Origin of the sequence: Carboxydothermus ferrireducens DSM 11255, assembly GCF_000427565.1 — a bacterium.
In the GTDB taxonomy this organism is placed as follows: domain Bacteria; phylum Bacillota; class Z-2901; order Carboxydothermales; family Carboxydothermaceae; genus Carboxydothermus; species Carboxydothermus hydrogenoformans.
The window spans coordinates 23,653-45,263 of record NZ_ATYG01000018.1; the positions used below are offsets into that span (position 1 = coordinate 23,653).

General features: G+C 40.9%; 22 protein-coding genes. All 22 read left to right on the forward strand.

The window, feature by feature from the left end:
* The first annotated feature begins 11 nt into the window (after positions 1-11).
* The 22 genes from CARFE_RS0107525 to CARFE_RS0107630 all read left to right on the forward strand — a co-directional run bounded on the left by CARFE_RS0107525 (position 12) and on the right by CARFE_RS0107630 (position 21,607).
* The gene (locus CARFE_RS0107525; RefSeq protein ID WP_028052312.1) at positions 12-1,241 is read left to right on the forward strand and encodes a M16 family metallopeptidase; all 1,230 of its coding nucleotides are present in this window, start codon (positions 12-14) and stop codon (positions 1,239-1,241) included.
* Between the two features lie 55 nt (positions 1,242-1,296).
* Positions 1,297-1,602 carry a hypothetical protein gene (locus tag CARFE_RS14670; RefSeq protein ID WP_011344070.1) on the forward strand — a complete coding sequence of 102 codons (306 nt, stop codon included), beginning with the start codon at positions 1,297-1,299 and terminating at the stop codon, positions 1,600-1,602.
* Complete coding sequence (locus CARFE_RS0107535) at positions 1,565-1,810, forward strand: YlmC/YmxH family sporulation protein (RefSeq protein WP_028052313.1); 246 nt, start codon at positions 1,565-1,567, stop codon at positions 1,808-1,810. The genes CARFE_RS14670 and CARFE_RS0107535 overlap by 38 nt, the downstream gene beginning before the upstream one ends.
* Before the next feature lie 91 nt (positions 1,811-1,901).
* Positions 1,902-2,693 carry a 4-hydroxy-tetrahydrodipicolinate reductase gene (gene dapB / locus CARFE_RS0107540; RefSeq protein ID WP_028052314.1) on the forward strand — a complete coding sequence of 264 codons (792 nt, stop codon included), beginning with the start codon at positions 1,902-1,904 and terminating at the stop codon, positions 2,691-2,693.
* A gap of 74 nt (positions 2,694-2,767) precedes the next feature.
* Positions 2,768-3,676 carry a dipicolinic acid synthetase subunit A gene (dpaA, locus tag CARFE_RS0107545; RefSeq protein WP_028052315.1) on the forward strand — a complete coding sequence of 303 codons (909 nt, stop codon included), beginning with the start codon at positions 2,768-2,770 and terminating at the stop codon, positions 3,674-3,676.
* Positions 3,673-4,245, forward strand: a complete 573-nt coding sequence (gene dpaB / locus CARFE_RS0107550; protein ID WP_028052316.1) for a dipicolinate synthase subunit B — start codon at positions 3,673-3,675, stop codon at positions 4,243-4,245. Before dpaA ends, dpaB begins: the two co-directional genes overlap by 4 nt.
* A gap of 23 nt (positions 4,246-4,268) precedes the next feature.
* Positions 4,269-5,288, forward strand: a complete 1,020-nt coding sequence (locus CARFE_RS0107555; RefSeq protein WP_028052317.1) for an aspartate-semialdehyde dehydrogenase — start codon at positions 4,269-4,271, stop codon at positions 5,286-5,288.
* Positions 5,281-6,513, forward strand: coding sequence for an aspartate kinase (gene dapG / locus CARFE_RS0107560; RefSeq protein ID WP_011344076.1), 1,233 nt, complete (start codon positions 5,281-5,283; stop codon positions 6,511-6,513). The genes CARFE_RS0107555 and dapG overlap by 8 nt, the downstream gene beginning before the upstream one ends.
* A gap of 22 nt (positions 6,514-6,535) precedes the next feature.
* Positions 6,536-7,417, forward strand: coding sequence for a 4-hydroxy-tetrahydrodipicolinate synthase (gene dapA / locus CARFE_RS0107565; protein ID WP_028052318.1), 882 nt, complete (start codon positions 6,536-6,538; stop codon positions 7,415-7,417).
* 195 nt (positions 7,418-7,612) lie between these two features.
* Complete coding sequence (locus tag CARFE_RS0107570) at positions 7,613-9,211, forward strand: ribonuclease J (RefSeq protein WP_245570762.1); 1,599 nt, start codon at positions 7,613-7,615, stop codon at positions 9,209-9,211.
* A 14-nt stretch (positions 9,212-9,225) separates the two neighbouring features.
* Complete coding sequence (locus CARFE_RS0107575) at positions 9,226-10,011, forward strand: undecaprenyl-diphosphate phosphatase (protein WP_028052320.1); 786 nt, start codon at positions 9,226-9,228, stop codon at positions 10,009-10,011.
* 24 nt (positions 10,012-10,035) lie between these two features.
* The gene (locus CARFE_RS0107580; RefSeq protein WP_028052321.1) at positions 10,036-12,240 is read left to right on the forward strand and encodes a DNA translocase FtsK; all 2,205 of its coding nucleotides are present in this window, start codon (positions 10,036-10,038) and stop codon (positions 12,238-12,240) included.
* A gap of 79 nt (positions 12,241-12,319) precedes the next feature.
* Entirely contained in the window at positions 12,320-12,802 is a 483-nt protein-coding gene (locus tag CARFE_RS0107585; protein WP_028052322.1) for a cell wall hydrolase, read from the forward strand.
* Positions 12,803-12,806: 4 nt separating this feature from the next.
* Positions 12,807-14,174, forward strand: a complete 1,368-nt coding sequence (gene ypeB / locus CARFE_RS0107590) for a germination protein YpeB (RefSeq protein WP_028052323.1) — start codon at positions 12,807-12,809, stop codon at positions 14,172-14,174.
* 96 nt (positions 14,175-14,270) lie between these two features.
* A complete protein-coding gene (gene mnmH, locus CARFE_RS0107595) occupies positions 14,271-15,311 on the forward strand; it encodes a tRNA 2-selenouridine(34) synthase MnmH (protein ID WP_028052324.1) in 1,041 nt (346 codons plus the stop codon).
* Positions 15,308-16,000, forward strand: a complete 693-nt coding sequence (locus CARFE_RS0107600) for a helix-turn-helix domain-containing protein (protein WP_028052325.1) — start codon at positions 15,308-15,310, stop codon at positions 15,998-16,000. The genes mnmH and CARFE_RS0107600 overlap by 4 nt, the downstream gene beginning before the upstream one ends.
* Before the next feature lie 19 nt (positions 16,001-16,019).
* Positions 16,020-17,336, forward strand: a complete 1,317-nt coding sequence (rimO, locus tag CARFE_RS0107605) for a 30S ribosomal protein S12 methylthiotransferase RimO (protein ID WP_028052326.1) — start codon at positions 16,020-16,022, stop codon at positions 17,334-17,336.
* The gene (locus CARFE_RS0107610) at positions 17,329-17,820 is read left to right on the forward strand and encodes a CinA family protein (RefSeq protein WP_028052327.1); all 492 of its coding nucleotides are present in this window, start codon (positions 17,329-17,331) and stop codon (positions 17,818-17,820) included. Before rimO ends, CARFE_RS0107610 begins: the two co-directional genes overlap by 8 nt.
* Before the next feature lie 53 nt (positions 17,821-17,873).
* Positions 17,874-18,905 (forward strand): recombinase RecA, encoded by a 1,032-nt coding sequence (gene recA, locus CARFE_RS14675; protein ID WP_210432941.1) that lies wholly within the window; start codon positions 17,874-17,876, stop codon positions 18,903-18,905.
* Positions 18,906-18,907: 2 nt separating this feature from the next.
* Positions 18,908-19,351 carry a regulatory protein RecX gene (locus CARFE_RS14680; protein WP_011344088.1) on the forward strand — a complete coding sequence of 148 codons (444 nt, stop codon included), beginning with the start codon at positions 18,908-18,910 and terminating at the stop codon, positions 19,349-19,351.
* 131 nt (positions 19,352-19,482) lie between these two features.
* Entirely contained in the window at positions 19,483-21,024 is a 1,542-nt protein-coding gene (rny, locus tag CARFE_RS0107625; RefSeq protein WP_011344089.1) for a ribonuclease Y, read from the forward strand.
* Between the two features lie 55 nt (positions 21,025-21,079).
* Positions 21,080-21,607, forward strand: coding sequence for a hypothetical protein (locus tag CARFE_RS0107630; RefSeq protein WP_154652739.1), 528 nt, complete (start codon positions 21,080-21,082; stop codon positions 21,605-21,607).
* The last annotated feature ends 4 nt before the right edge of the window (positions 21,608-21,611 follow it).

The following is a 21,611-nucleotide window of genomic DNA, read 5'->3' on the forward strand; positions in this document are numbered from 1 at the left end:
GGAGGTTTAGTATGATCCATGTTACCACCTTACCTAACAAAATAACCGTTCTGGTAGAAGAGATTCCCTACGTTCGTTCCGCGGCCATTGGCTTGTGGTTTAAAGTTGGTTCCCGTCATGAACGTAGGGACGAAAGCGGAATTTCTCATTTCATTGAACACATGATGTTTAAGGGCACTGTTAATCGTACCGCAAAAGAAATAGCTGAATCTCTGGACCAGGTAGGCGGACAGTTAAACGCCTTTACTACCAAGGAGTATACCTGTTACTATGCCCGGGTTTTAGACGAGCATACCCTTTTGGCCTTAGAAATTCTTCACGATATGGTTTTTAATTCCAAATTTGCCGAGGAAGACATTGAAAAAGAAAAAAACGTGGTAATTGAAGAAATTAGAATGTATGAAGATGCGCCCGACGAGCTAATTCACGATCTCCTGACCGAAGTAATGTGGAACAACCATCCTTTAGGGCGCCCTATTTTGGGTGAAATTCAGGATATAGAGAGTTTAACCCGGGAAAAAGTAGTAAATTATTATAAAAGATACTATACTCCGGATAATTTAATTATTGCGGTGGCCGGAAGGGTAAATTACCAACAGCTTTTGGATAAAATAATGGAGTTATTTGGGAGTATCCAGGGGGAACAAAAAGGTGATAAAATAACGATTCCCGAGTTTAATTTACATAGCTTTAGCCGTCGTAAAGATTCCGAACAGGTTCATTTATGTTTGGGAACGAAAGGCTATGCCATTAATGATGATCGGATTTATGGCCTAAACATCCTCAGCACAATTTTAGGGGGTGGGATTAGTTCAAGACTTTTCCAAGAGTTACGGGAACGACACGGTTTGGTTTATTCCGTTTATTCTTATACCACAGCTTATCAAGATGCAGGTTTATTTGGAATTTATGCCGGTCTCGGCCCGAATAAAGTAAATGAAGCTTTGGAACTTATCCAAAAGCAGTTGAAGGAGTTAAAAACCGGTGACATTTCTGCAGAGGAAGTAGAGCGGGCCCGGCAGCAAATTAAGGGTAACCTCTTACTGAGCTTAGAAAGTGTTACCACGCGGATGTCCCGTCTGGCTAAATCGTTTTTATATCATGGTAAGATCATTTCTCCTGAAGAAATTGTTGAAAAGGTTTTTAATGTTTCCCTGGAAGATATAAAGGCTATGGCTGAGGAAATTTCGGATTTAAACAATTTTACCAAAGTTTCAATAGGTCCGTGGGAAGGCTTTTAATTTAGGTTCTAAGGCTTTTGGGGCAGGCATAAAATAAAACCGGAAGGGGACCTTTATGCTTGCCTTTTTACTTATTTTAATTATTTTTTTATTTTTTTTAAGGCAGTATAAACGAGGTATAAGGAGTGAATTTAGATTAGGAAGTTCCGTAAAACAGCTTTTAACCGGTGCGGGGGCGATATATTTAAGTCTTGATGCAACCCTAAAATTTTTGGGGATAAAAATTCCCGAAAAAATTGTCATAGGTGATGTTGCCTTAAAACCCCTTCCTGCTGTTTCTTTGCTTCTTGCTTTATTAGAACCGGTTGGGGAGGGAATTGTAAATGCGCTTAGAAGAGCTTGCCGGCAAAGAAATAATTAATGTTAAAACCGGAAGCCGCCTTGGAGTAGTGGAGGGAGTGGATTTTCAGATTATACCAGAAACCGGTGAAATTGTAAGTGTTATCATGCCGGGGAAAGGGGGGATTTTTTCCTTTTTTAAAGAAAATATACCAAAAGAAATTCCCTGGCATGCGGTTAAATTAATTGGTAGCGAAGTAATTTTAATTGAATTAGATAATACATATTAAACCGGGAAGACCGGTTTTTTTCTTGACAGAAATGGCATTTAAATAGAAAATAATTAAAAATGTGTTTTTATACAAATTAAGGAGGATTTTTATGGCGCGAATAGTTATGCATGGGGCTTGTGGTAAAATGGGAAGAGAAATAAGTAAAAACCTTCTAATGCATTCCGAACATGAGTTAGTTGGATTTGTTGACGTGGTAAATGTGGGGCAGGATTTCGGTGAAATTTTGGGTATTTCCCGGTTGGGTAAAACGGTGGAGGATAACCTAAAAGAGGTAATTTTAAAGACGAATCCCGAGATTGTTTTGGATTTTTCGCGGGCTTCCGGAGCATTTACTAATATTTTAATAGCGTTAGAAAACAAGGTAAGAGTGGTCTCCGGTACTACCGGTTTTTCCCAGGAGCAGATTAAAAAAATTGAGGATGTGAGTAATGCAAATAACCTGGGTTGTATCATAGCTCCCAATTTTTCTATTGGTGCCTTATTATTGATGAAGTTGGCGCAAATGGCAGCAAAATATTTTTCCCATGTAGAAATAATTGAATACCACCATAATCTAAAAGTTGATGCTCCATCCGGAACTGCCATAAAAACTGCAGAACTCCTTAGCTCTATCCTGGAAAATCAGCCCAGCGCAATTCAAGAAGAAGAAAAAATTCCCGGGAGCCGTGGCGGAGACTACAGGGGTATAAAAATACATAGTGTTCGTCTTCCCGGGTTAGTTGCCCACCAGGAGGTAATATTTGGGGGCAGGGGCCAGAGTCTAACGTTGAGGCATGATGTTTACAGCCGGGAAAGCTATTTGGATGGAATCTTATTTGCTCTTAAAAAGGTTTTGGAATTGGATAGGTTTGTGTTTGGTCTGGATGAATTATTGTTTTAAACTTTAGGACAAGCACCGCCCAACTCCCATGTTCATATACTGCTATTAGCTTTTAACCACTGGGGGTTGGAGCGATGAAACAGGTCTTGCTGGGAATTAATCTTACAATTTTAGGAGGGGATCTCCGAAACGTTTATTTGATTGACGAGTTAGAAAAACTTGGAGCATTTATTAAAGTCTTAGGTTTACCGGTTGCCCGCCGTTCGAAGGTCGTTTTATGTCATTCCTTAGAGGAAGCGCTCAAAGATACTGATGTAGTTGTATTACCCATGCCGGGGGTAAATCATCAGGGGAAGCTGTTTGCGCCTCTTTGTGAGGAAAGTTATTACCTTACTCCCGAACTCAAGGACAGCATTAAAGAAGAGGTTTTATTTGTCGTTGGCTTTGCCAACAGCTATTTAAAACATTTGGCGGCGGATTTGGGTGTAGAGCTTATTGAAATTGCCGAAATGGACCATGTGGCAATTTATAACTCCATTCCCTCGGCCGAAGGGGCTATCCAAATGGCCATGGAAATGATTCCTATAACCATCCATGGGAGCAATGCTTTTGTTATAGGATTTGGCCGTACCGGACAAACTTTAGCCCGGATGTTAGCTGGAATTGGGGCACGGGTATTTGTGGCAGCACGGAAACCTAAGGATTTGGCCAGGATTTATGAGCAATGCTATATTCCCGTTACCTTTAAGGAGTTAGAAGCAAAAATTGTCGAGGCGGATATTGTCTTTAATACCGTTCCTGCTCTGGTTTTACCGGCAAATTTACTGCAAAAACTTAAGAAAGATGCGGTTATAATTGACCTTGCCTCCAATCCCGGTGGAGTTGATTTTGAAGCGGCAAAATCCCTTGGTATCCAGGCGGTTTTAGCACCGGGACTTCCCGGTAAAGTGGCTCCCAAAACTGCTGGAAAACTTTTAGCCAAGGTTTTACCTGAATTAATCCTTAAGCACTGTAAGGCGCGGGATTGGAGGGATTTGGGATGATTAAAGTTGGTTTTGCTTTTACTGGATCCCACTGTACATTACCCGGTTTACTCGGGGTTTTGGAAAAATTGGCCGGAAAATTTGATATTACTCCGATTTTTTCGGAAAGTGTACAAAATACCGTTTCGCGTTTTGGTGACGGGAAAGAATTCATGCAAAAAGTAGAAAGCATTACCGGGAAAAAGGGTATAACAACCCTAACGGAAGCGGAGCCTATCGGTCCGCAAAAACTTTTTGATGTATTGGTGATTGCTCCCTGCACCGGTAATACTATGGCAAAGCTGGCCAACGGGATCACCGATTCGGTTGTGTTAATGGCTGCTAAAGCCCACTTAAGAAACCAAAAGCCTTTAATTTTAGCAATATCCACCAACGATGCTTTGGGTATGAATGCCAAGAATTTAGGGTTATTATTAAATGCAAAAAATATATTTTTTGTACCGTTTGGGCAGGATAATCCCAAAGATAAGCCGAATTCTTTAATTGCAAACTTAAATTACTTAGAAGATACTATAAGTGAAGCGTTAAAGGGAAGACAAATTCAACCAATGCTTATTACCTATTCCTAATAACATATTTGGAGGTGTTATTTTTGAGCTATAATGTGGTAGTAATTGGAGCTACCGGTGCGGTAGGAGGAGAAATTCTAAAAATTTTAGAGGAAAGAAACTTTCCCGTAAAAGAACTTCGACTGGGGGCAACTTCCCGTTCTGCCGGTAAAGAAGTGGTTTTTCGGGGAGAAACGTATAAGGTGTTAGAAACAACACCGGAAATATTTGATGGTATGGATATTGCCTTATTTGCCGGGGGTTCTGCCAGTAAAGAATTTGCCCGCATTGCTGCAGCAAAAGGGGTAACGGTAATTGATAATAGCAGTGCTTTTCGTTTAGAGCCGGACGTACCATTGGTGGTTCCTGAAGTAAATCCCGAGGATGTTAAATGGCACAAAGGTATAATTGCCAATCCCAATTGTTCGACAATCCAGATGGTTGTGGCGTTAAAGCCTTTGCATGATTATGGAAAAATTAAACGGTTGGTTGTTTCGACCTATCAAGCGGTTTCCGGTGCTGGCATTGAAGCCATAGAAGAATTAAAGCAGCAGGTTAAGGCGTATTTAAACGGTGAAGAGGCGGTACCCAACGTCTTTCCGTATCCCATTGCTTTTAATTTAATTCCTCACATCGATGTATTCCAGGATATGTATTATACAAAAGAAGAATGGAAAATGGTTTTAGAGACGCAAAAGATAATGCACGATCCGGAAATTAAAGTAACCGCCACAACTGTAAGGGTACCGGTCTTTAGAAGTCACTCGGAAAGCATTAACATTGAAACGGAAATTAAAATTACCCGGGAGAAAGCTATTGAGCTTTTGAAAAAGGCTCCAGGGGTAAAAGTAATTGACAATCCTGAAGAAAAGCAGTACCCAATGCCCCTGTATGCCTCGGACCAGGATGAGGTTTTTGTGGGAAGAATACGGGAAGATAATACAATTTCCAATGGCTTAAATCTTTGGGTTGTTGCGGACCAATTACGGAAGGGTGCAGCTACAAATGCTGTTCAGATTGCTGAACTACTAATAAAGTACGGGTGTGTGAAGCAAAATGGCTAAAAAGTTTATCATTTTAAAGTTTGGCGGAACAAGTTTAAAGACGGCGGAACTCCGGGAAAAGGTAGCCCAAAAAATAATTAATACTTTTGAATCCGGCTATCAACCGGTGGTGGTGGTATCGGCTATTGGCCGGAAAGGCGACCCTTATGCTACCGATACTTTGTTAAACTTTGCCTACGAGGTAAATCGGGATTTGCCACCTCGGGAAGCGGATTTATTAATGGCGTGCGGGGAAATAATTAGCGGTGTAATTATGGTTAATACCCTGGCCAAAATGGGGTATAAAGCAAAACTGTTTACCGGTGCTCAGGCAGGAATTATCACCGATGATAACTTTACCTCGGCATCAATTTTAAAAGTTAAAGCCGATAAGATTTTAAAAGCGGTGGATGAAGGTTTTATCCCTGTGGTTTGCGGATTTCAGGGAGTAACGGAAGACGGCGAGGTTACCACCCTGGGACGGGGCGGAAGCGATACTACTGCTGCGGCTTTGGGAGTTGCTTTGAAGGCCGAGTTTATTGATATTTACACCGATGTGGAAGGAATCAAAACGGCCGATCCGCGTATAGTTGAGGATGCTAAAACCTTAGAGGTGGTGACTTATAACGAAATTTCCCAGCTGGCGCATGAAGGGGCTAAAGTTATTCATCCCCGGGCGGTGGAAATTGCAATGCAAAAAAATATCCCTCTGCGCATTAAATCAACCCTGACCGACGGTGAAGGAACACTTGTCACCTCCCACGCTGAAGTTTACGGCGAAGTAATTGAAGTAATTCGGGACCGGATTATAACCGGTATTGCCCATATCCCCGGGGTAACCCAGATAAAAATTTTAAGGGAAGATACCCCGGAAATTGTGAATTTGGCCCAAAAGGTGTTTAAAGGCTTAGCTTTGGCGGAAATAAGCGTGGATTTTATTAATATAAGTCCCGAGGGCTTGGCGTTTACCGTTAAAGGGGAAGTGACGGAAAAAGCGGTGGATGTTTTAGAAAATATGGGTTTTACCCCGAGAATACGCCGAAATTGTGCTAAGATAGCTGCGGTGGGAGCCGGGATGACCGGTGTGCCGGGGGTTATGGCTAAAATTGTGGAAGCCTTAACGCGGGAACAAATTGAAATTCTCCAATCCACCGACTCGTATACTACCATCTGGGTACTGGTGGATGGGGAAAATATGGAAAAAGCTGTTAGGGCTATTCACAAAGCTTTTAAACTAAACGAATAAAAAATTAAAAGAAGGTGAAAGGATGGCAGTGTTTGGACGATTGTTAACCGCTATGGTAACCCCTTTTGATCGGGATGGGAAGGTTAACCTGGAGCAGGCACAAAAATTAGCCAGTTTCTTGGTGGAAAACGGTTCTGACGGTATTGTGGTGGCGGGGACTACCGGTGAATCACCAACTTTATCCTTTGAAGAAAAAGTAGATCTTTTTAAAGCTGTTGTCGAAGCGGTAGGTGGAAAAGCAGCAGTTATTGCCGGAACGGGATCCAATGCAACGGAAGCTTCGATTAAACTTACTAAAGCTGCGGAAAAGGTCGGAGTAGATGGGGTTATGCTGGTAGCTCCGTACTATAACAAACCTTCCCAAAAGGGGCTCGTCGAACATTTTCAGGCAATTGCCGGAGCCACCAGCTTACCGGTTATGATTTATAACATTCCCGGTCGCACAGGGGTTAATATCTTACCCAAGACGATGGCTAAAATTGCCGAACTGGAAAATGTTGTGGCAATTAAAGAAGCTGCGGGAAGTGTCGATCAGGCAACCGAACTAATAAGAATTTTACCGGAAAGGGTAAAGGTATTTTCCGGAGATGACAGCTTGACCCTGCCCATTTTAGCGGTGGGAGGTTACGGAGTTGTTAGTGTGGCAAGTCACCTTGTTGGTCTTAAAATAAAGGAAATGATCGACCAGTTTCTTTTAGGAAATGTGGCGGTGGCAGCTCGCCTCCACCAGGAGCTTTATCCTTTAATTAAAGCATTATTTATAACTACTAATCCGGTACCGGTAAAAACTGCGCTGAATTTAATGGGACATAAAGTTGGTGGTTTTAGACTTCCGCTGGTGGACATGACCGAGGAGGAAAAGGAGGAACTGGTACGGGAATTGAAAAACCTTAATTTGTTATAAATTAAAAAATCTTTGGGGAAGGCTATTTTCACTTGTCCTTCCTTTTTTTATTTTTTATAATTACAATAGATTGTAAAAAGCTAACAAATGGGCGGTTTAATATAAATTAAAAATTAAGCAGGAGGTGTATTGCCAATTAAAGATGGAAGACTTCAAATTATACCATTAGGCGGCCTTGGAGAAATCGGGAAAAACATGATGGTCATCAAATATAACGATGCCATTATAGTGATCGATGCCGGACTGATGTTTCCCGAAGAAGAACTGTTAGGTATTGACATGGTCATTCCCGACATGTCTTATCTCATAGAAAATAAAGATAAAGTTAAAGCGGTGCTTTTAACCCATGGTCACGAGGACCACATTGGTGGGATGCCTTATTTTTTGAAACAATTTGATGTTCCGGTTTACGGAACAAGGCTGACTTTGGGGCTTTTAAGTGCCAAGCTTAAAGAAGCGGGGATTCCCAGAGCCAGCTTAAATGTTGTGGCTCCGCGGGATGTTTTAAATATTGGGCCGTTTAAGATTGAATTTATCAAAGTTTCTCACAGTATACCGGATACTGTAGGAATTGCGGTACATACTCCTGTGGGGACAGTGGTCCACACCGGCGATTTTAAATTGGATCCTACTCCGGTTGATGGGAAGGTTACGGATTTTTATAAGTTAGCGGAACTTGGAGAAAAAGGCGTTTTAGTTTTAATGTCGGACAGCACCAATGCCGAAAGGCCCGGCTTTACCTTGTCGGAAAAAACCGTGGGTAATACCTTTGAAGAAACGTTCAGGGTGGCGGAAGGTAGAATTATCATTGCAACTTTTGCCTCAAATGTTCATCGGTTGCAGCAAGCAATTTATACCGCCCATAAATTTAAAAGAAAAGTGGCCATTGTTGGCCGAAGCATGTTGAATGTGGTAGAAATTGCTAACGAGCTGGGCTATCTGGATATTCCCGATGGACTGTTAATTGATGTGGATGAAATAAACCGCTACCCTCATAAACAAGTTGTTATATTAACTACGGGAAGCCAGGGAGAACCAATGTCAGCTCTTACCCGCATGGCCATGTCTGAGCACCGCCAGGTGGAAATTGTAGCAGGAGATACGGTTATCATTTCTGCAATGCCGATTCCGGGAAATGAGAAGTTGGTCTCCAGAATTATTGACCAGTTATTTAAATTGGGTGCCAGAGTTATTTACGAGGCGGTTTCAGGTATTCATGTCTCTGGACACCCCAGCCAGGAAGAATTAAAATTAATGATCAACCTTTTAAAACCAAAATACTTTGTTCCCATTCACGGAGAATACCGCCATTTAATTAAGCATGCGGAAATTGCGCGGGAGTTAGGCATAAAACCCCAAAACATCTTTGTGGTGGAGAACGGTCAGGTTTTGGAATTCACGAAAAAATCCGGACGTCTTGCCGGAAAAGTACCGGCCGGCCGGGTATTGGTTGATGGACTCGGAGTGGGGGATGTCGGGAATATTGTGTTAAGGGACCGAAAACAGCTGGCCCAGGATGGAATTATTATTGTAGTTCTTACTTTAAACCGTGAATCGGGAGACATTGTTGCCGGTCCAGACATTGTAACCCGGGGATTTGTCTACGTCCGGGAGTCGGAACAGTTAATCGATGAGGCCAAACAGAAGGTTACCGAAGCTTTAAATAAATGTTTTAATCACGGCTTGTTAGAGTGGTCTGCCATAAAAAGTCAGGTTAGAGATGCGTTAGGAAAATATCTATTTGAAAAGACCCGCCGTCGTCCAATGATTTTACCGATTATAATGGAAATTTAGAAAGGGAGAGGACATTGAACTTATTTCAAGCTTTAATTTTAGGACTTGTTCAGGGTTTAACCGAGTATTTACCCGTTTCCAGTTCCGGGCATTTGGTTTTATTGCAAAAAATCTTTGGCTTAAAGGAAAATGTTCTGCTCTTTGATATTTTGGTTCATTTAGGAACTCTTGTTCCCCTTTTAATTATTTTTCGCGATGAAATTTGGGCAATTATCAAAAAACCCTGGGGGCGATTACCTCTTCTTATAATTGCCGGTACCGTTCCTACAGCTTTAATTGGCCTTGGATTTAAGGACTTCTTTGAACGGCTTTTTGTCTCAGGTTCTACTTTAGGAATTGAATTTATTATTACCGGACTAATCCTGTGGCTGGCCGAACGGCAGAAAAGCGGTCGAAAAAATCTCGAAAAAACAACTTTTTTGGATGCAATTTTTGTAGGTGTAGCTCAGGGATTGGCCATTTTGCCGGCAATTTCCCGGTCGGGGTTAACCATTTCCGGGGCTTTAATAAGAGGTTTAAACCGCGAATGGGCTGCAAAATTTTCCTTTTTACTATCTATTCCTGCCATCTTGGGAGCTGCAGTTTTGGATTTAAAAAATTTTGTCGAGCAAAACGCAAATTTAGCGGGTATTGATTTGATGCCGTTTATTGTTGGGTTTTTTGCAGCAATGCTTTCAGGATACTTTGCGGTAAAATTTATGTTAGAGATCTTGCGTAAAGGAAAGTTAACCTGGTTTTCCTATTACGTCTGGATTTTGGGAGTAACAATTTTGGTGTTACAGGCGGCAGGTAAATTTTAACCTGCCGCTTTTTGGAGGGATTGAATGGCAAAATACAAGAATACCAAGCAGAAAAATAAAAAAAGTTTTACCGGTGAATTGTTGGGAATTTTTTTAATGCTCTTGGGAATGATTGGAGTCGTCAGTATTTTCTCGGATAAAACCGGCTCGATAGGATTGTTTTTCCGGTACTGGTTTACCGTTTTTGCCGGTCAGGGGAGTTTTCTTTTACCATTAATTATTTTTGCTATTGGTTTTAAACTCTCTTTTGGTCATACTATTAAACACTTGGGTAAAAAAGAAGCGGGTTTACTTGTCCTCGTGGCAGCATTTTTGATTTTTTTAACGATAAAACTACCGTTAAGCGTAATGTTTACCATGGCCTGGCAGGGTGACGGGGGAGGAGTAATTGGGGCGCTCCTAACTTATGGTGCCTTAAAATCTCTGGGATTAGTAGGCACCTACCTTTTGCTCCTAACCCTTATTTTAATTGGATTTTTACTAATTTTGGATTTATCTTTTAAAGAATTTATGCAAAATCTCATTGGCGGTCTGAATAAAATAAAGGCTTTTGTGGTGGAAAGCATCTTTCCGTTGTTTATTGAGGAAGAAGAACTCAAGCCCAAAAAGCAAAGAAAAGAGCCCGTAATTATTGAGATGCCGCCACCGCCTGAACCTGTTTTTAATTTTCAATCAGAAAGCTTTCCGGTTCATGTAGAGGCAGAAGATAGGGCTGCCCAAAAGGAGAACGAAAATAAGAAAACCATAAAGGAAACCGAAGAAAATCTAACTTCCTTTGAACAGCTAAGTCTTAAAGATTTTGAAAAGTACCAACTGCCACCAATATCTCTGTTAAATCGGCCTAAATCATCCCGCAATCAAATGAATCGGGATATTTCCGAGAATATCAAAATCCTGGAAGAAACCCTTGAGAGTTTTGGGGTTCAAGCCACTGTTAAGGAAGTTTCCTGCGGACCGGCGATAACCCGCTATGAATTGGAACCTGCCCCCGGGGTTAAGGTTAGTAAGATAGTAAGCTTAGCTGACGATATTGCTTTAAAATTAGCGGCAGCGGATGTCAGAATTGAAGCGCCAATTCCAGGAAAAGCCGCGGTTGGAATTGAAGTTCCCAACAAAGAAATAAATATGGTGGTATTAAGAGAAATTATCGAAACTCCTGAATTTCAGAATCAAGCTTCACCTCTTGCATTTGCCCTGGGCAAGGATATTGCCGGTAAACCAATTGTGGCCGATCTCCAAAAAATGCCTCATTTACTCATTGCTGGAGCAACAGGATCGGGGAAAAGTGTTTGTTTAAATACCCTGATTTCCAGCATTTTATTCCGGGCAACTCCACAGGAAGTAAAGTTTCTGATGATCGACCCGAAAATGGTCGAGCTGGTTACTTTTAACGGCATTCCCCATTTAATTAGCCCGGTAGTTACCAATGCCAAAAAAGCAGCCATTTCTCTCCGCTGGGCTGTGAGAGAAATGGAGCGGCGCTATGAACTTTTTGCTAAATACGGAGTTCGGGATATAACGCGCTTTAACAGCTTAGTTTTAACTAAAGGTGGCGAGGATTTAAGTTATTTGCCTTACATCGTTATTATTATTGATGAGCTGGCCGATTTAATGATGGTTTCTCCGGCAGAAGTGGAGGATTCTATCTGCCGGTTAGCACAAATGGCGCGAGCTGCCGGGATGCATTTGGTTGTAGCAACTCAACGTCCTTCGGTGGACGTAATAACCGGTTTAATAAAAGCCAATATTCCTTCACGGATATCGTTTGCGGTTTCCTCGCAGACCGATTCCCGTACTATCTTGGACATGGCTGGTGCGGAAAAACTTTTAGGAAAAGGAGATATGCTGTTTTTTCCGGTTGGTGCCTCCAAACCCATTCGCGTTCAAGGAGCTTACATGTCCGATAAAGAAGTGGAAGCGGTGGTGGAGTTTTGGAAAAAACAGGGGGACCCCGAATTTTCGTCCGAGTTCGAGCAGGAACTGGATGTCGAAGAAGATTCACAGTTGGAAGAAGACGAGTTATTGCCGCAGGCGGTGAAAATTGTCATGGATGCCGGGCATGCCTCGATTTCCCTTCTCCAAAGACGTCTTAGAATTGGTTATGCGCGGGCAGCTCGTTTAATTGACCAAATGGAAAGAAAAGGAATTGTTGGGGGCTATGAAGGAAGTAAACCGCGGCCTGTGTTAATTTCATACGAACAATATAAAGAAATGTTTAAGGACCTTTAAAGGAAAAAACCTTTAAAGGTCCTTTTTTTGTATAAACTTACCGTAAAATAAGAAAACTATGATTACAGGTGGTGAGAAAATGACAAAAACTAAAACAAAACTAAAACTTATCGCGGTAGTAACCCTGGTAATTTTCTGGGCGGGTAGCGTAACTTACTATTACAATCAGGTTTTGGCCGCCAAGCCGAAAGCGTACACTTATTCGGGAATTAGCGATCTTTATCTTTTAGCCCGGATTATTCGGGCGGAAGCGGAAGGGGAACCGTATGCAGGAAAGGTTGCCATAGCTGCGGTTATTTTAAACCGGGTACGGCACCCCGGATTTCCCAACACCATTGCCGGAGTAATTTTTCAGCCTGGTGCTTTTGAATCGGTTGCCAACGGACGTTTTTGGTCGCTACTGCCGAACCGGGAAAGTATTAAAGCTGCCTATGATGCTCTGCGCGGTTGGGATCCAACATATGGTGCTCTATTTTTCTGGAATCCGGCCAAAAAGGTTTCCCGGTGGATTTGGACCAGAAAAATCATAGCAAGGATTGGCAAACATGTTTTCGGGAGATGATGGAATGAAAAGGACTATTGCCGTTATCCTGGGCAGTTTATTGTTAGTAGGTGTATTTATCTGGGGTTACGATCAAAGTCAAAAAAAGAATCGGCTTTACTGGGAATTAAATAGTCAGTACCGGAGGGCTTTTGAAGAATTATACGGACACAGTAAAACCTTGGAAGCCCAGGTGGGAAAAACATTGGTTTCCATGTCACTGCAGCAAAATTTAAAGCAGGCGGCCAAGGGGTGGCGGCAGGCTTATGCTGTGGTGGAAGATTTGGGGCAACTGCCGGTAACTACTTTTTCCCTGGAAAAAACAAAAGCATTTTACAATCAGGTTGGAGACTTTACCTATACCGTTGCCATTAAAGATACCGAAGGTAAATCGTTGAGCCCTGAAGAAAGAAAAACCCTGGCAACCTACTATAATGAGCTGAAAAAAATTAACAATAAACTGGAAAAAGCGGTAGATATCTTAAAAAATCAACCGATTATGATAACTAAAGAAACCAAACTGTATTCCCTCCGGGAAGATTTGATGCCGGAAGCGATAGTTAATGCCTTGCGAGATGTGGAAAACAATGTTTTAGATCTGAGAAATAAAAAGGTTGCTTACGAAGGTGATTTTGTCAACATTAATCCCTACCCTTTAGGAATAAAAGGTAAACCGGTTTCCATGATTGAGGCGAAAACAATAATTAAAGATTTCTTGGGGCAGGAAGCTGCTGGCAGGATGATTTTGCCGGTTACCAGGGTCAATGGTTTAATTCCGACGTATTTGTACGAAGTGATCGACCGTCAAGCTAAAACGAAAATTTATTATAATGTTTCCGTTAACGGGGGCAAAATTCTTAGCTTTTTGACTACAAGGCCAACCACTTCTCCTTCTTTAACGGTTAATGAATGCGTTCAAAAAGCAAAAAAATATCTTCTTAAGTTCGGTTTTGGAAACATAGAGCCCACGGAGATAGATAAAATAGATAACGAATTAAGTATTACCTTTGTTAGTAAAGTAGGTGATATATTATATTACCCCAAAGTTATTAAGGTAAAAGTGGGAATGGATAAAGGAGATGTTACGGCTTTTGAAGGAACCCAGTATTACATGTACGATAGGCCACGACCGCTTAATAAACTCCTTTTAACTGAAGCTAAAGCTAAAAAAAATATTAACCCGCATTTAAAGATTTTACGAACCCGCAAAGCCGTGATTTTAAATGACAGAAACCAGGAGATCTTAACGTACGAGTTTTTAGGTGAATTGCTGGGGGAAAAATATTTAATTTACGTAAATACCGAAACGGGTAAGGAAGAAAAAATTGTGAGGTTAAAGGAATTTAAAATAACTCCGGCAAAGGATGCGGAAACGGTTTTTAACTACGAATAATTCACCGGGCGGATGCCCGGTTTTTATTATTGACCGGAAAAATTGCCGGTGTTATACTTAATCGAGACTCTTTCATTAGCTTTTGGGTGATACTCCATGAAAAGCGTAACTTTTTCCGACGTAAAAAATTTAAAAAATCCGGTGTTTGTTGATGTCCGTTCTCCTAAAGAGTTTATTGAGGATCACATTCCCGGCGCCCTGAATTTACCGCTTTTTAGTGATTGGGAAAGGGAAGTTATAGGTAAAATATATAAATTTCAAGGCGTAAGCCAGGCAAAATTAGCAGGATTAAATTTTTTATCTCCAAAGCTTCCCCGCATGGTGAATGAAATCCTTAAATATAAAGAACAGGGAGATGTCGTAATTTATTGCTGGCGGGGAGGTTTACGAAGTTTTGTTTTGGCAGAAATACTGAGGATGGTTGATATCTATGTTTACCGTTTAGAAGGGGGCTATAAAAGTTACCGCAGAGAAGTAGTTAAATTCTTTGAAACAGTTGAAAATTTGCATCCTATTGTTCTCTACGGAATGACCGGGGTTGGGAAAACAAAAATTTTAGAAAACTTACAACGGCAAGAATTACCGGTTTTAAACTTAGAAAAACTTGCCAATCACCGGGGTTCGGTTTTTGGACATTTGGGGCTTGAGCCCCAGCCCTCCCAAAAATTTTTTGAATCTAAATTATACGAAGTTTTAAAGGATTTGCAGGGAATCCCCTTTTTAACGGAAGGAGAAAGCCAAAAGATCGGAAAACTTTTTATTCCCAGAGGATTGTTTAAAAAGATGCAGGAAGCACCGGTGGTATTGTTAGAATTGCCGGAAGAAAAGCGTATTGAAAACCTCATGTCTGAATATAAAGCGGAAAAAATTGATATTGAATTGTTTATAAAAGCTTTGCAAAGTATTACACCCTATTTGGGCAGAGCAAAGGTGGAAAAGCTTATAGATGATTTAAGAATGCGAAGATTTTATGATTTTACTAAGACTCTGCTTCTTGACTATTACGACCCTCTTTATAAAAAATCCACGGCCTATTTACAAAATATAAAAAAGGTTATTTCCGGAAAAGATATTGATGAGCTAACCGCAAAAGTAGGGGAATTTTGGAGGGAAGTGGCAGGAGGGAAACAAAAATGATTGGGGAAAAATTAAGAAAACGCCGGGAGCAATTAGGTTTAACCCTTAAGCAAGTGGAAGAAGAGATTAAGATCCGTAGTAAGTATCTACAAGCTTTGGAAGAGGAAAGGTTTGATGAACTTCCTGGGAAAGCTTATATAAAACCTTTTTTACAAAGCTATGCCCGCTTTTTAGGTGTAACGATCGAGCCCGAAGATTTGCCAACAATCGTGGTAAATACGGAGCAATCTATCTCGGAGCAGACAAAACAAGTTAAGGCTTTTAAAGAAGAAAAAAAATTTTTTCTACCATTAAAAACTGTCTTTATTACGTTGTTCTTTCTAATTATAACCAGCGGCTTGTTTTATACTTTTATAAGCGGCAGAATAACCAAAGAACCCAGTAAGGCCATCAAACCTCCGGTTCCCGGTAAAGTTTATCAAAAACAAAGCCAAAGGGTACTGCCGGTGAAAAGATTTGAAAAAACGATTATTGTTAGGGCCGTTTACGGGCCTTGCTGGTTAGAAGTTAAAGAAGAAGATAAGGTTGTCTTTACGGGTAAAATCAATCCTCCTGCCGAAAAACAATTTATTTCGACCAAACCCGTTAATATAAAATTTGGCAATGCCGGAGCGGTAGTGGTAACGGTAAATGGAGTGACCTACGGAACCCCAGGAAAGATGGGCCAGGTGGTTAAAATAACATATTAAGGGTAAGAGGTGAAAGTAGTTGAAATATTTTATCCTTTCCTTGGGCTGTACCAAAAATCAAGCGGATAGTGAAGTAATAATGGGAATTCTGGAAAGTAAAGGGTATGAGCGCTCTTTAAATCCGGAAGAAAGCGATTTATTAATTGTAAACACCTGTGGTTTTATTTCAGCGGCTATCGAAGAAAGTATTGAAGAAATTTTAAATCTTGTTCACCTGAAAAAACCCGGACAAAAAATCCTGGTTGCCGGTTGTTTGGTCCAAAGGGAGGGTAAAGAGTTAGCAAAACATTTACCGGAGGTTGACCTATTTTTTACCCCCCGGGAAATAAATAACCTTGATAAACTTTTAGCTGATTTTGGGGAAAATAATAAATTAGTTTTAAGCGAGCCGGGATTTTTAAACTTGGAAAAAAAACCGCGAGCTAAAAGCAATGAGGTCTATCGTTATATCAAGATTGCCGATGGCTGTGATAACCGTTGTACCTACTGTACTATACCGGCAATTCGGGGTAAATACACCAGCAGGCCGCTTGATGATATTTTAGAAGAAATTAAAGATACCCTGAAACAGGGAATTAAAGAAATCATTTTGGTAGCTCAGGATACTACCGCGTACGGTATTGATCTTTATGGGGAGTTTAAATTGGTTGAACTTTTAAGAAAAATTGGCAGCATTAAAGGAAATTTTTGGGTAAGGTTGATGTATCTTTATCCCGATAAAATTACTCCCGAATTAATTAACGAGATTAAAGAAAATCCCAAGGTAATTAAGTACGTCGATGTACCGTTACAGCATATTCATCCCGAAATTTTAAAGAAAATGGGAAGGAAGGGAAGTAGTGAAGAAATTATATCAACCTTAGAAAGGCTCCGAAAAGAAATACCTGATATAACTATCAGGACTACCTTTATAGTTGGATTTCCGGGAGAGACGGAAGAACAGTTTAACTATCTTTTAGATTTTGTTAAAAAGTTTAAATTTAATCGCCTGGGGGCTTTTCCCTATTATCGCGAAAAAGGCACTCCTGCAGCAAAAATGAAGGGCCAAATACCGAAAAAAGTTAAGGAGCAACGTTATGAGAAATTAATGGAGGTGCAGCAAGAGATTTCCCTAAACTTAAACAAAGCTTTGGTAGGTAAAAAGATTCCCGTCATTGTTGAAAAAAAGATAAGAGGAGAAAACCTTTACCTTGGGCGAACCTATATGGATGCCCCCGAAATTGACGGAATAATTGAAATTAAAGCGGAAAAAAGATTGAAAAAGGGTCAAATTATTAATGTTTTAATAACCGATTATGATATATACGATTTAAAAGGAGAGTTTATAAATGATTGATAATACTTTATTTTCTTTGGCCCAAGAAGTGCAGCGGTTGTTTATTGCTAAGAATTTAACTTTGGCAACGGCTGAATCGTGCACCGGCGGACTTTTAGGAGCGGTAATTACTGCTGTTCCCGGAAGTTCTCAATATTATATTGGAGGGGCAGTAGTTTATGCCAATGAGGCCAAAGAAATCTTAACCGACGTAGATAAAGACCTTTTACTTAAAAAAGGTGCGGTAAGCCCCGAAGTTGCTAAAGGCTTAGCGTTGGGAATAAAAAATAAGCTTAAAACAACGGTAGGAGTGGGTATCACGGGAATTGCCGGACCTTCTGGGGGTACACCGGATAAACCCGTTGGCCTGGTATATATCGGTATTGCGAACGTTCAGGATGTTAAAGCTTTTAAATATCAACTTAACGGTGATAGGCAGGAAATTAGAACGCAAACGGTAAAGGAGGCATTAAAACTTTTAATTCAAAATTGTTTTGACAATTAAACCGGCGAAAAGTTATAATAAACACGAACAAATGTTTTATGGAGGGAGCTTTTATGAATGATAAACTAAAAGCCTTAGAGCTTACCATTTCCCAAATTGAAAAGCAGTTTGGGAAAGGCTCAATTATGCGCCTGGGTGAAAACACCGGAAAATTTCAGGTGGAAGTAATTCCTACTGGTTCTCTGGCTCTGGATTTAGCCTTAGGGGTAGGTGGAGTTCCCAGAGGCCGGGTGGTTGAAATTTTTGGCCCCGAATCTTCCGGAAAAACTACCGTGGCTTTGCATATTATAGCGGAAGCGCAAAAAATGGGTGGTATCGCAGCATTTATTGATGCCGAACATGCGTTAGATCCGGTTTATGCCCAAAAGTTAGGAGTTGATATTGAAAATCTCTTAGTTTCCCAGCCCGATACCGGCGAACAGGCTTTAGAGATAGCCGAAAGCTTGGTAAGAAGCGGTGCGATTGACGTGATTGTAATTGATTCGGTGGCTGCTTTAGTTCCGCGGGCGGAGATTGAAGGAGAAATGGGTGATGCTCATGTCGGTTTGCAGGCCCGCCTTATGTCTCAGGCTTTAAGAAAGCTTACCGGGGCCATAAGTAAATCAAAAACTGTGGCGATCTTTATCAACCAAATGCGGGAAAAAGTAGGGGTTATGTTTGGAAACCCGGAAACTACTCCCGGAGGACGAGCCCTGAAATTTTATGCGTCAATTCGCATGGATGTTCGGAAGATAGATGTCATAAAACAAGGAAATGATATTATTGGCAGCCGCACGCGGGTAAAAATCGTTAAAAACAAAGTTGCCCCTCCTTTTAAACAGGCGGATTTTGATATTATGTACGGGGAAGGGATTTCCAAGGAAGGAAGTTTGTTGGATGTTGCTGTTGAGTTAAAAATTGTTCAAAAGGTAGGGTCTTGGTATTCTTACAATGATGAGCGATTGGGCCAGGGCCGGGAAAATGCCAAAGAGTTTTTACGGCAGAACCCGGAAATTTACAGAGAAATTGAGCAAAAGATCCGGGAGCAAGTATTGAACTCTCCAGAATCGTCGACTTTTAAACATTCCGAGGAGTTTGAGGAATAATTTTGAGTAGTCGGGCTTACCAAAAAGCCTTAAACTACCTTTCCCGTGCCCTGCGGACAACTGCAGAAGTGCGCCAGTATCTTTCAAAAAATGGTTTTTCCGATGAAGAAATTGAAGAGGCGATTTCCAGGCTTACTGCTATCGGTTATTTAGATGACAAACGGTACGTGGAAAATTATCTTTTAAGTGGAAAGGCTTTAAGATACGGAATATACCGAATAAAATCTAAGCTTTTGCAAAAAGGAATAGATTTGGAACTTTTAAATAATTTGCCGGTGGACGAAGAGGAGGAAGTTATTAAAGCAAAGGAGATTTTATTAAAGAAGTATAAACAGCTTGACCCAGAAGATTATGGCAAATATTACCGATTTTTGGTGGGACGTGGTTTTTCGCCGGCGGTGGCGCGAAAGGCAGTTTTCTTGACAGATGATAAGGAGAACGGGTAAAATATGGATAGGTGAAAGTAGAATGGGACCTGCCGATTGGTTTTGGCCTGTTGGTAGGTTTCTTATTCTATTTCAGCCGAGTAGAAACTCGGTTTTTTTTATTAGCTACCCGATAGTAAGGAGGTGAAAAATTGAATTTAATAACCGACATAATTATTGCTGTTGCTGGAGTTGGGGTTGGGGTTGCTGCAGGTTATGTTATCAGAAAAAACATTGCTGAGGCAGCCATCGGTTCCGCAGAAGCTCAGGCTAAAAAAATAATTGATGAAGCAACAAAAGCCGCTGAAGCCAAGAAAAGAGAAGCGGTTTTAGAAGCAAAAGAAGAAATTTTAAAAATGAAAAATGAAGTAGAAAGAGAACACCGGGAAAGACGCCAGGAATTGCAACGTTTAGAGCGCAGGCTTCTTTCCAAGGAAGAAACCTTGGATCGAAAAATAGAAAGTTTTGAGCGGAAAGAAGAGCAGTTAGCCAAAAAGGAGCAGGAAATAGAGAATTTGCGGCAAAGCTTAGAGGAGACGCTGCAAAAAGAATTGGCTGAGTTAGAACGGATTTCGGGACTTTCTACCGAGGAGGCCAGGGAGCTCCTTTTAAAACAAGTGGAAGAAGAAGTTCAACAAGAAATGGCCTTATTAATCAAGGAAATTGAAACAAAAGCCAAAGAAGAGGCCGAAAAAAGAGCCAGGGAAATTATTACATTAGCAATTCAAAGATGTGCTGCTGATCATGCGGCCGAAACCACAGTTACGGTTGTTGCCCTCCCCAATGATGAGATGAAAGGAAGAATAATAGGGCGTGAAGGTCGGAACATAAGGACTTTTGAATCTTTAACGGGTGTTGATTTAATTATTGATGATACCCCCGAGGCTGTAATTCTTTCCGGTTTTGATCCAATCCGCCGGGAAATTGCCCGACGAGCCCTGGAAAAGTTAATCCAAGATGGACGAATTCACCCGGCGCGTATTGAGGAAATGGTGGAAAGGGCTACCAAAGAAGTAGAGCAAGATATAAGGGAAGCTGGTGAACAAGCGGCTTTTGAGGTTAACGTTCACGGTTTACATCCCGAGATTATTAAACTACTTGGTAGGTTAAAATTTAGAACAAGTTACGGACAAAATATTTTAAAGCATTCTATTGAGGTTGCCCACTTAGCCGGCTTAATGGCTGCTGAGTTGGGAGCTGATGTTGCTTTAGCAAAACGGGCTGGGCTTTTGCACGATATCGGGAAAGCCGTTGACCATGAAGTGGAAGGATCCCATGTGGAAATTGGGGTTGAGCTTGCTAAAAAATACCGCGAGCATCCGGAAGTTTTACATGCAATTGCCACCCATCATGGTGATGAAGAGCCAAAAACAGTGGAAGCAGTACTTGTGCAAGCTGCCGATGCCATTTCTGCCGCAAGACCCGGAGCAAGGCGTGAAACTTTGGAAGCCTATCTTAAACGGCTCGAAAAATTAGAAGGAATTGCTAATGAGTTTGAAGGTGTTGAGAAATCTTATGCTATACAGGCTGGCCGGGAACTAAGAATCCTGGTAAAACCTGAAAAGATAGATGACCTGGCTTCCGTTCGTTTAGCTCGGGAGATTGCTAAGAAAATTGAAGAAGAGGTTGAATATCCCGGGCAAATAAAAGTTACCGTTATACGGGAAACCAGGGCAGTCGATTACGCAAAATAGGCAAAAAAACGACCCGCAGGGGTCGTTTTTAATTATAGAAGGAAAAAATGGTTTTGTGGTAGAATTAATTTATGGTGGTGAGATAGCAATGAAAAATCCTGCGAAATCCGTTAAAAACGAAACAATTGTAAATCTTCTCACATCAATCTTCCTTTTACATCCCGAGCTGGCAGCGATACAAATTGATTCCAATGCCAAGCAAGTTAAATTAAAATACTTTATTGAAAGCCAGAAAGATGTTACCCAAAGGCTTAAAAAGACCGAGTATTTATGGAAAAGTTATTTAGACTTAAAAAAGATGGGAAAATATACGTTAGAGATAAAATGCAGTTCCCTGGAAAATTATGTTATGATAGAAGTATTCAGGGATTTAAATACCTTTCATTTAGGGGAATTAAATTTTGCAGTTCAGGTGGGAAAAGGGTTAGGTTTTAATTACCTTACCGATGAATTTAACGATGTTCTTGATTTTATCGAAGTTGACGAGCAGCATATAAGTTTACTTTTAGAAAATACCAAACGAAGTTTTTATAACACGGTATTTGCGTTCCGTGAGGAAGGAAGAGTTGTGATAGCTAATTAGAAAC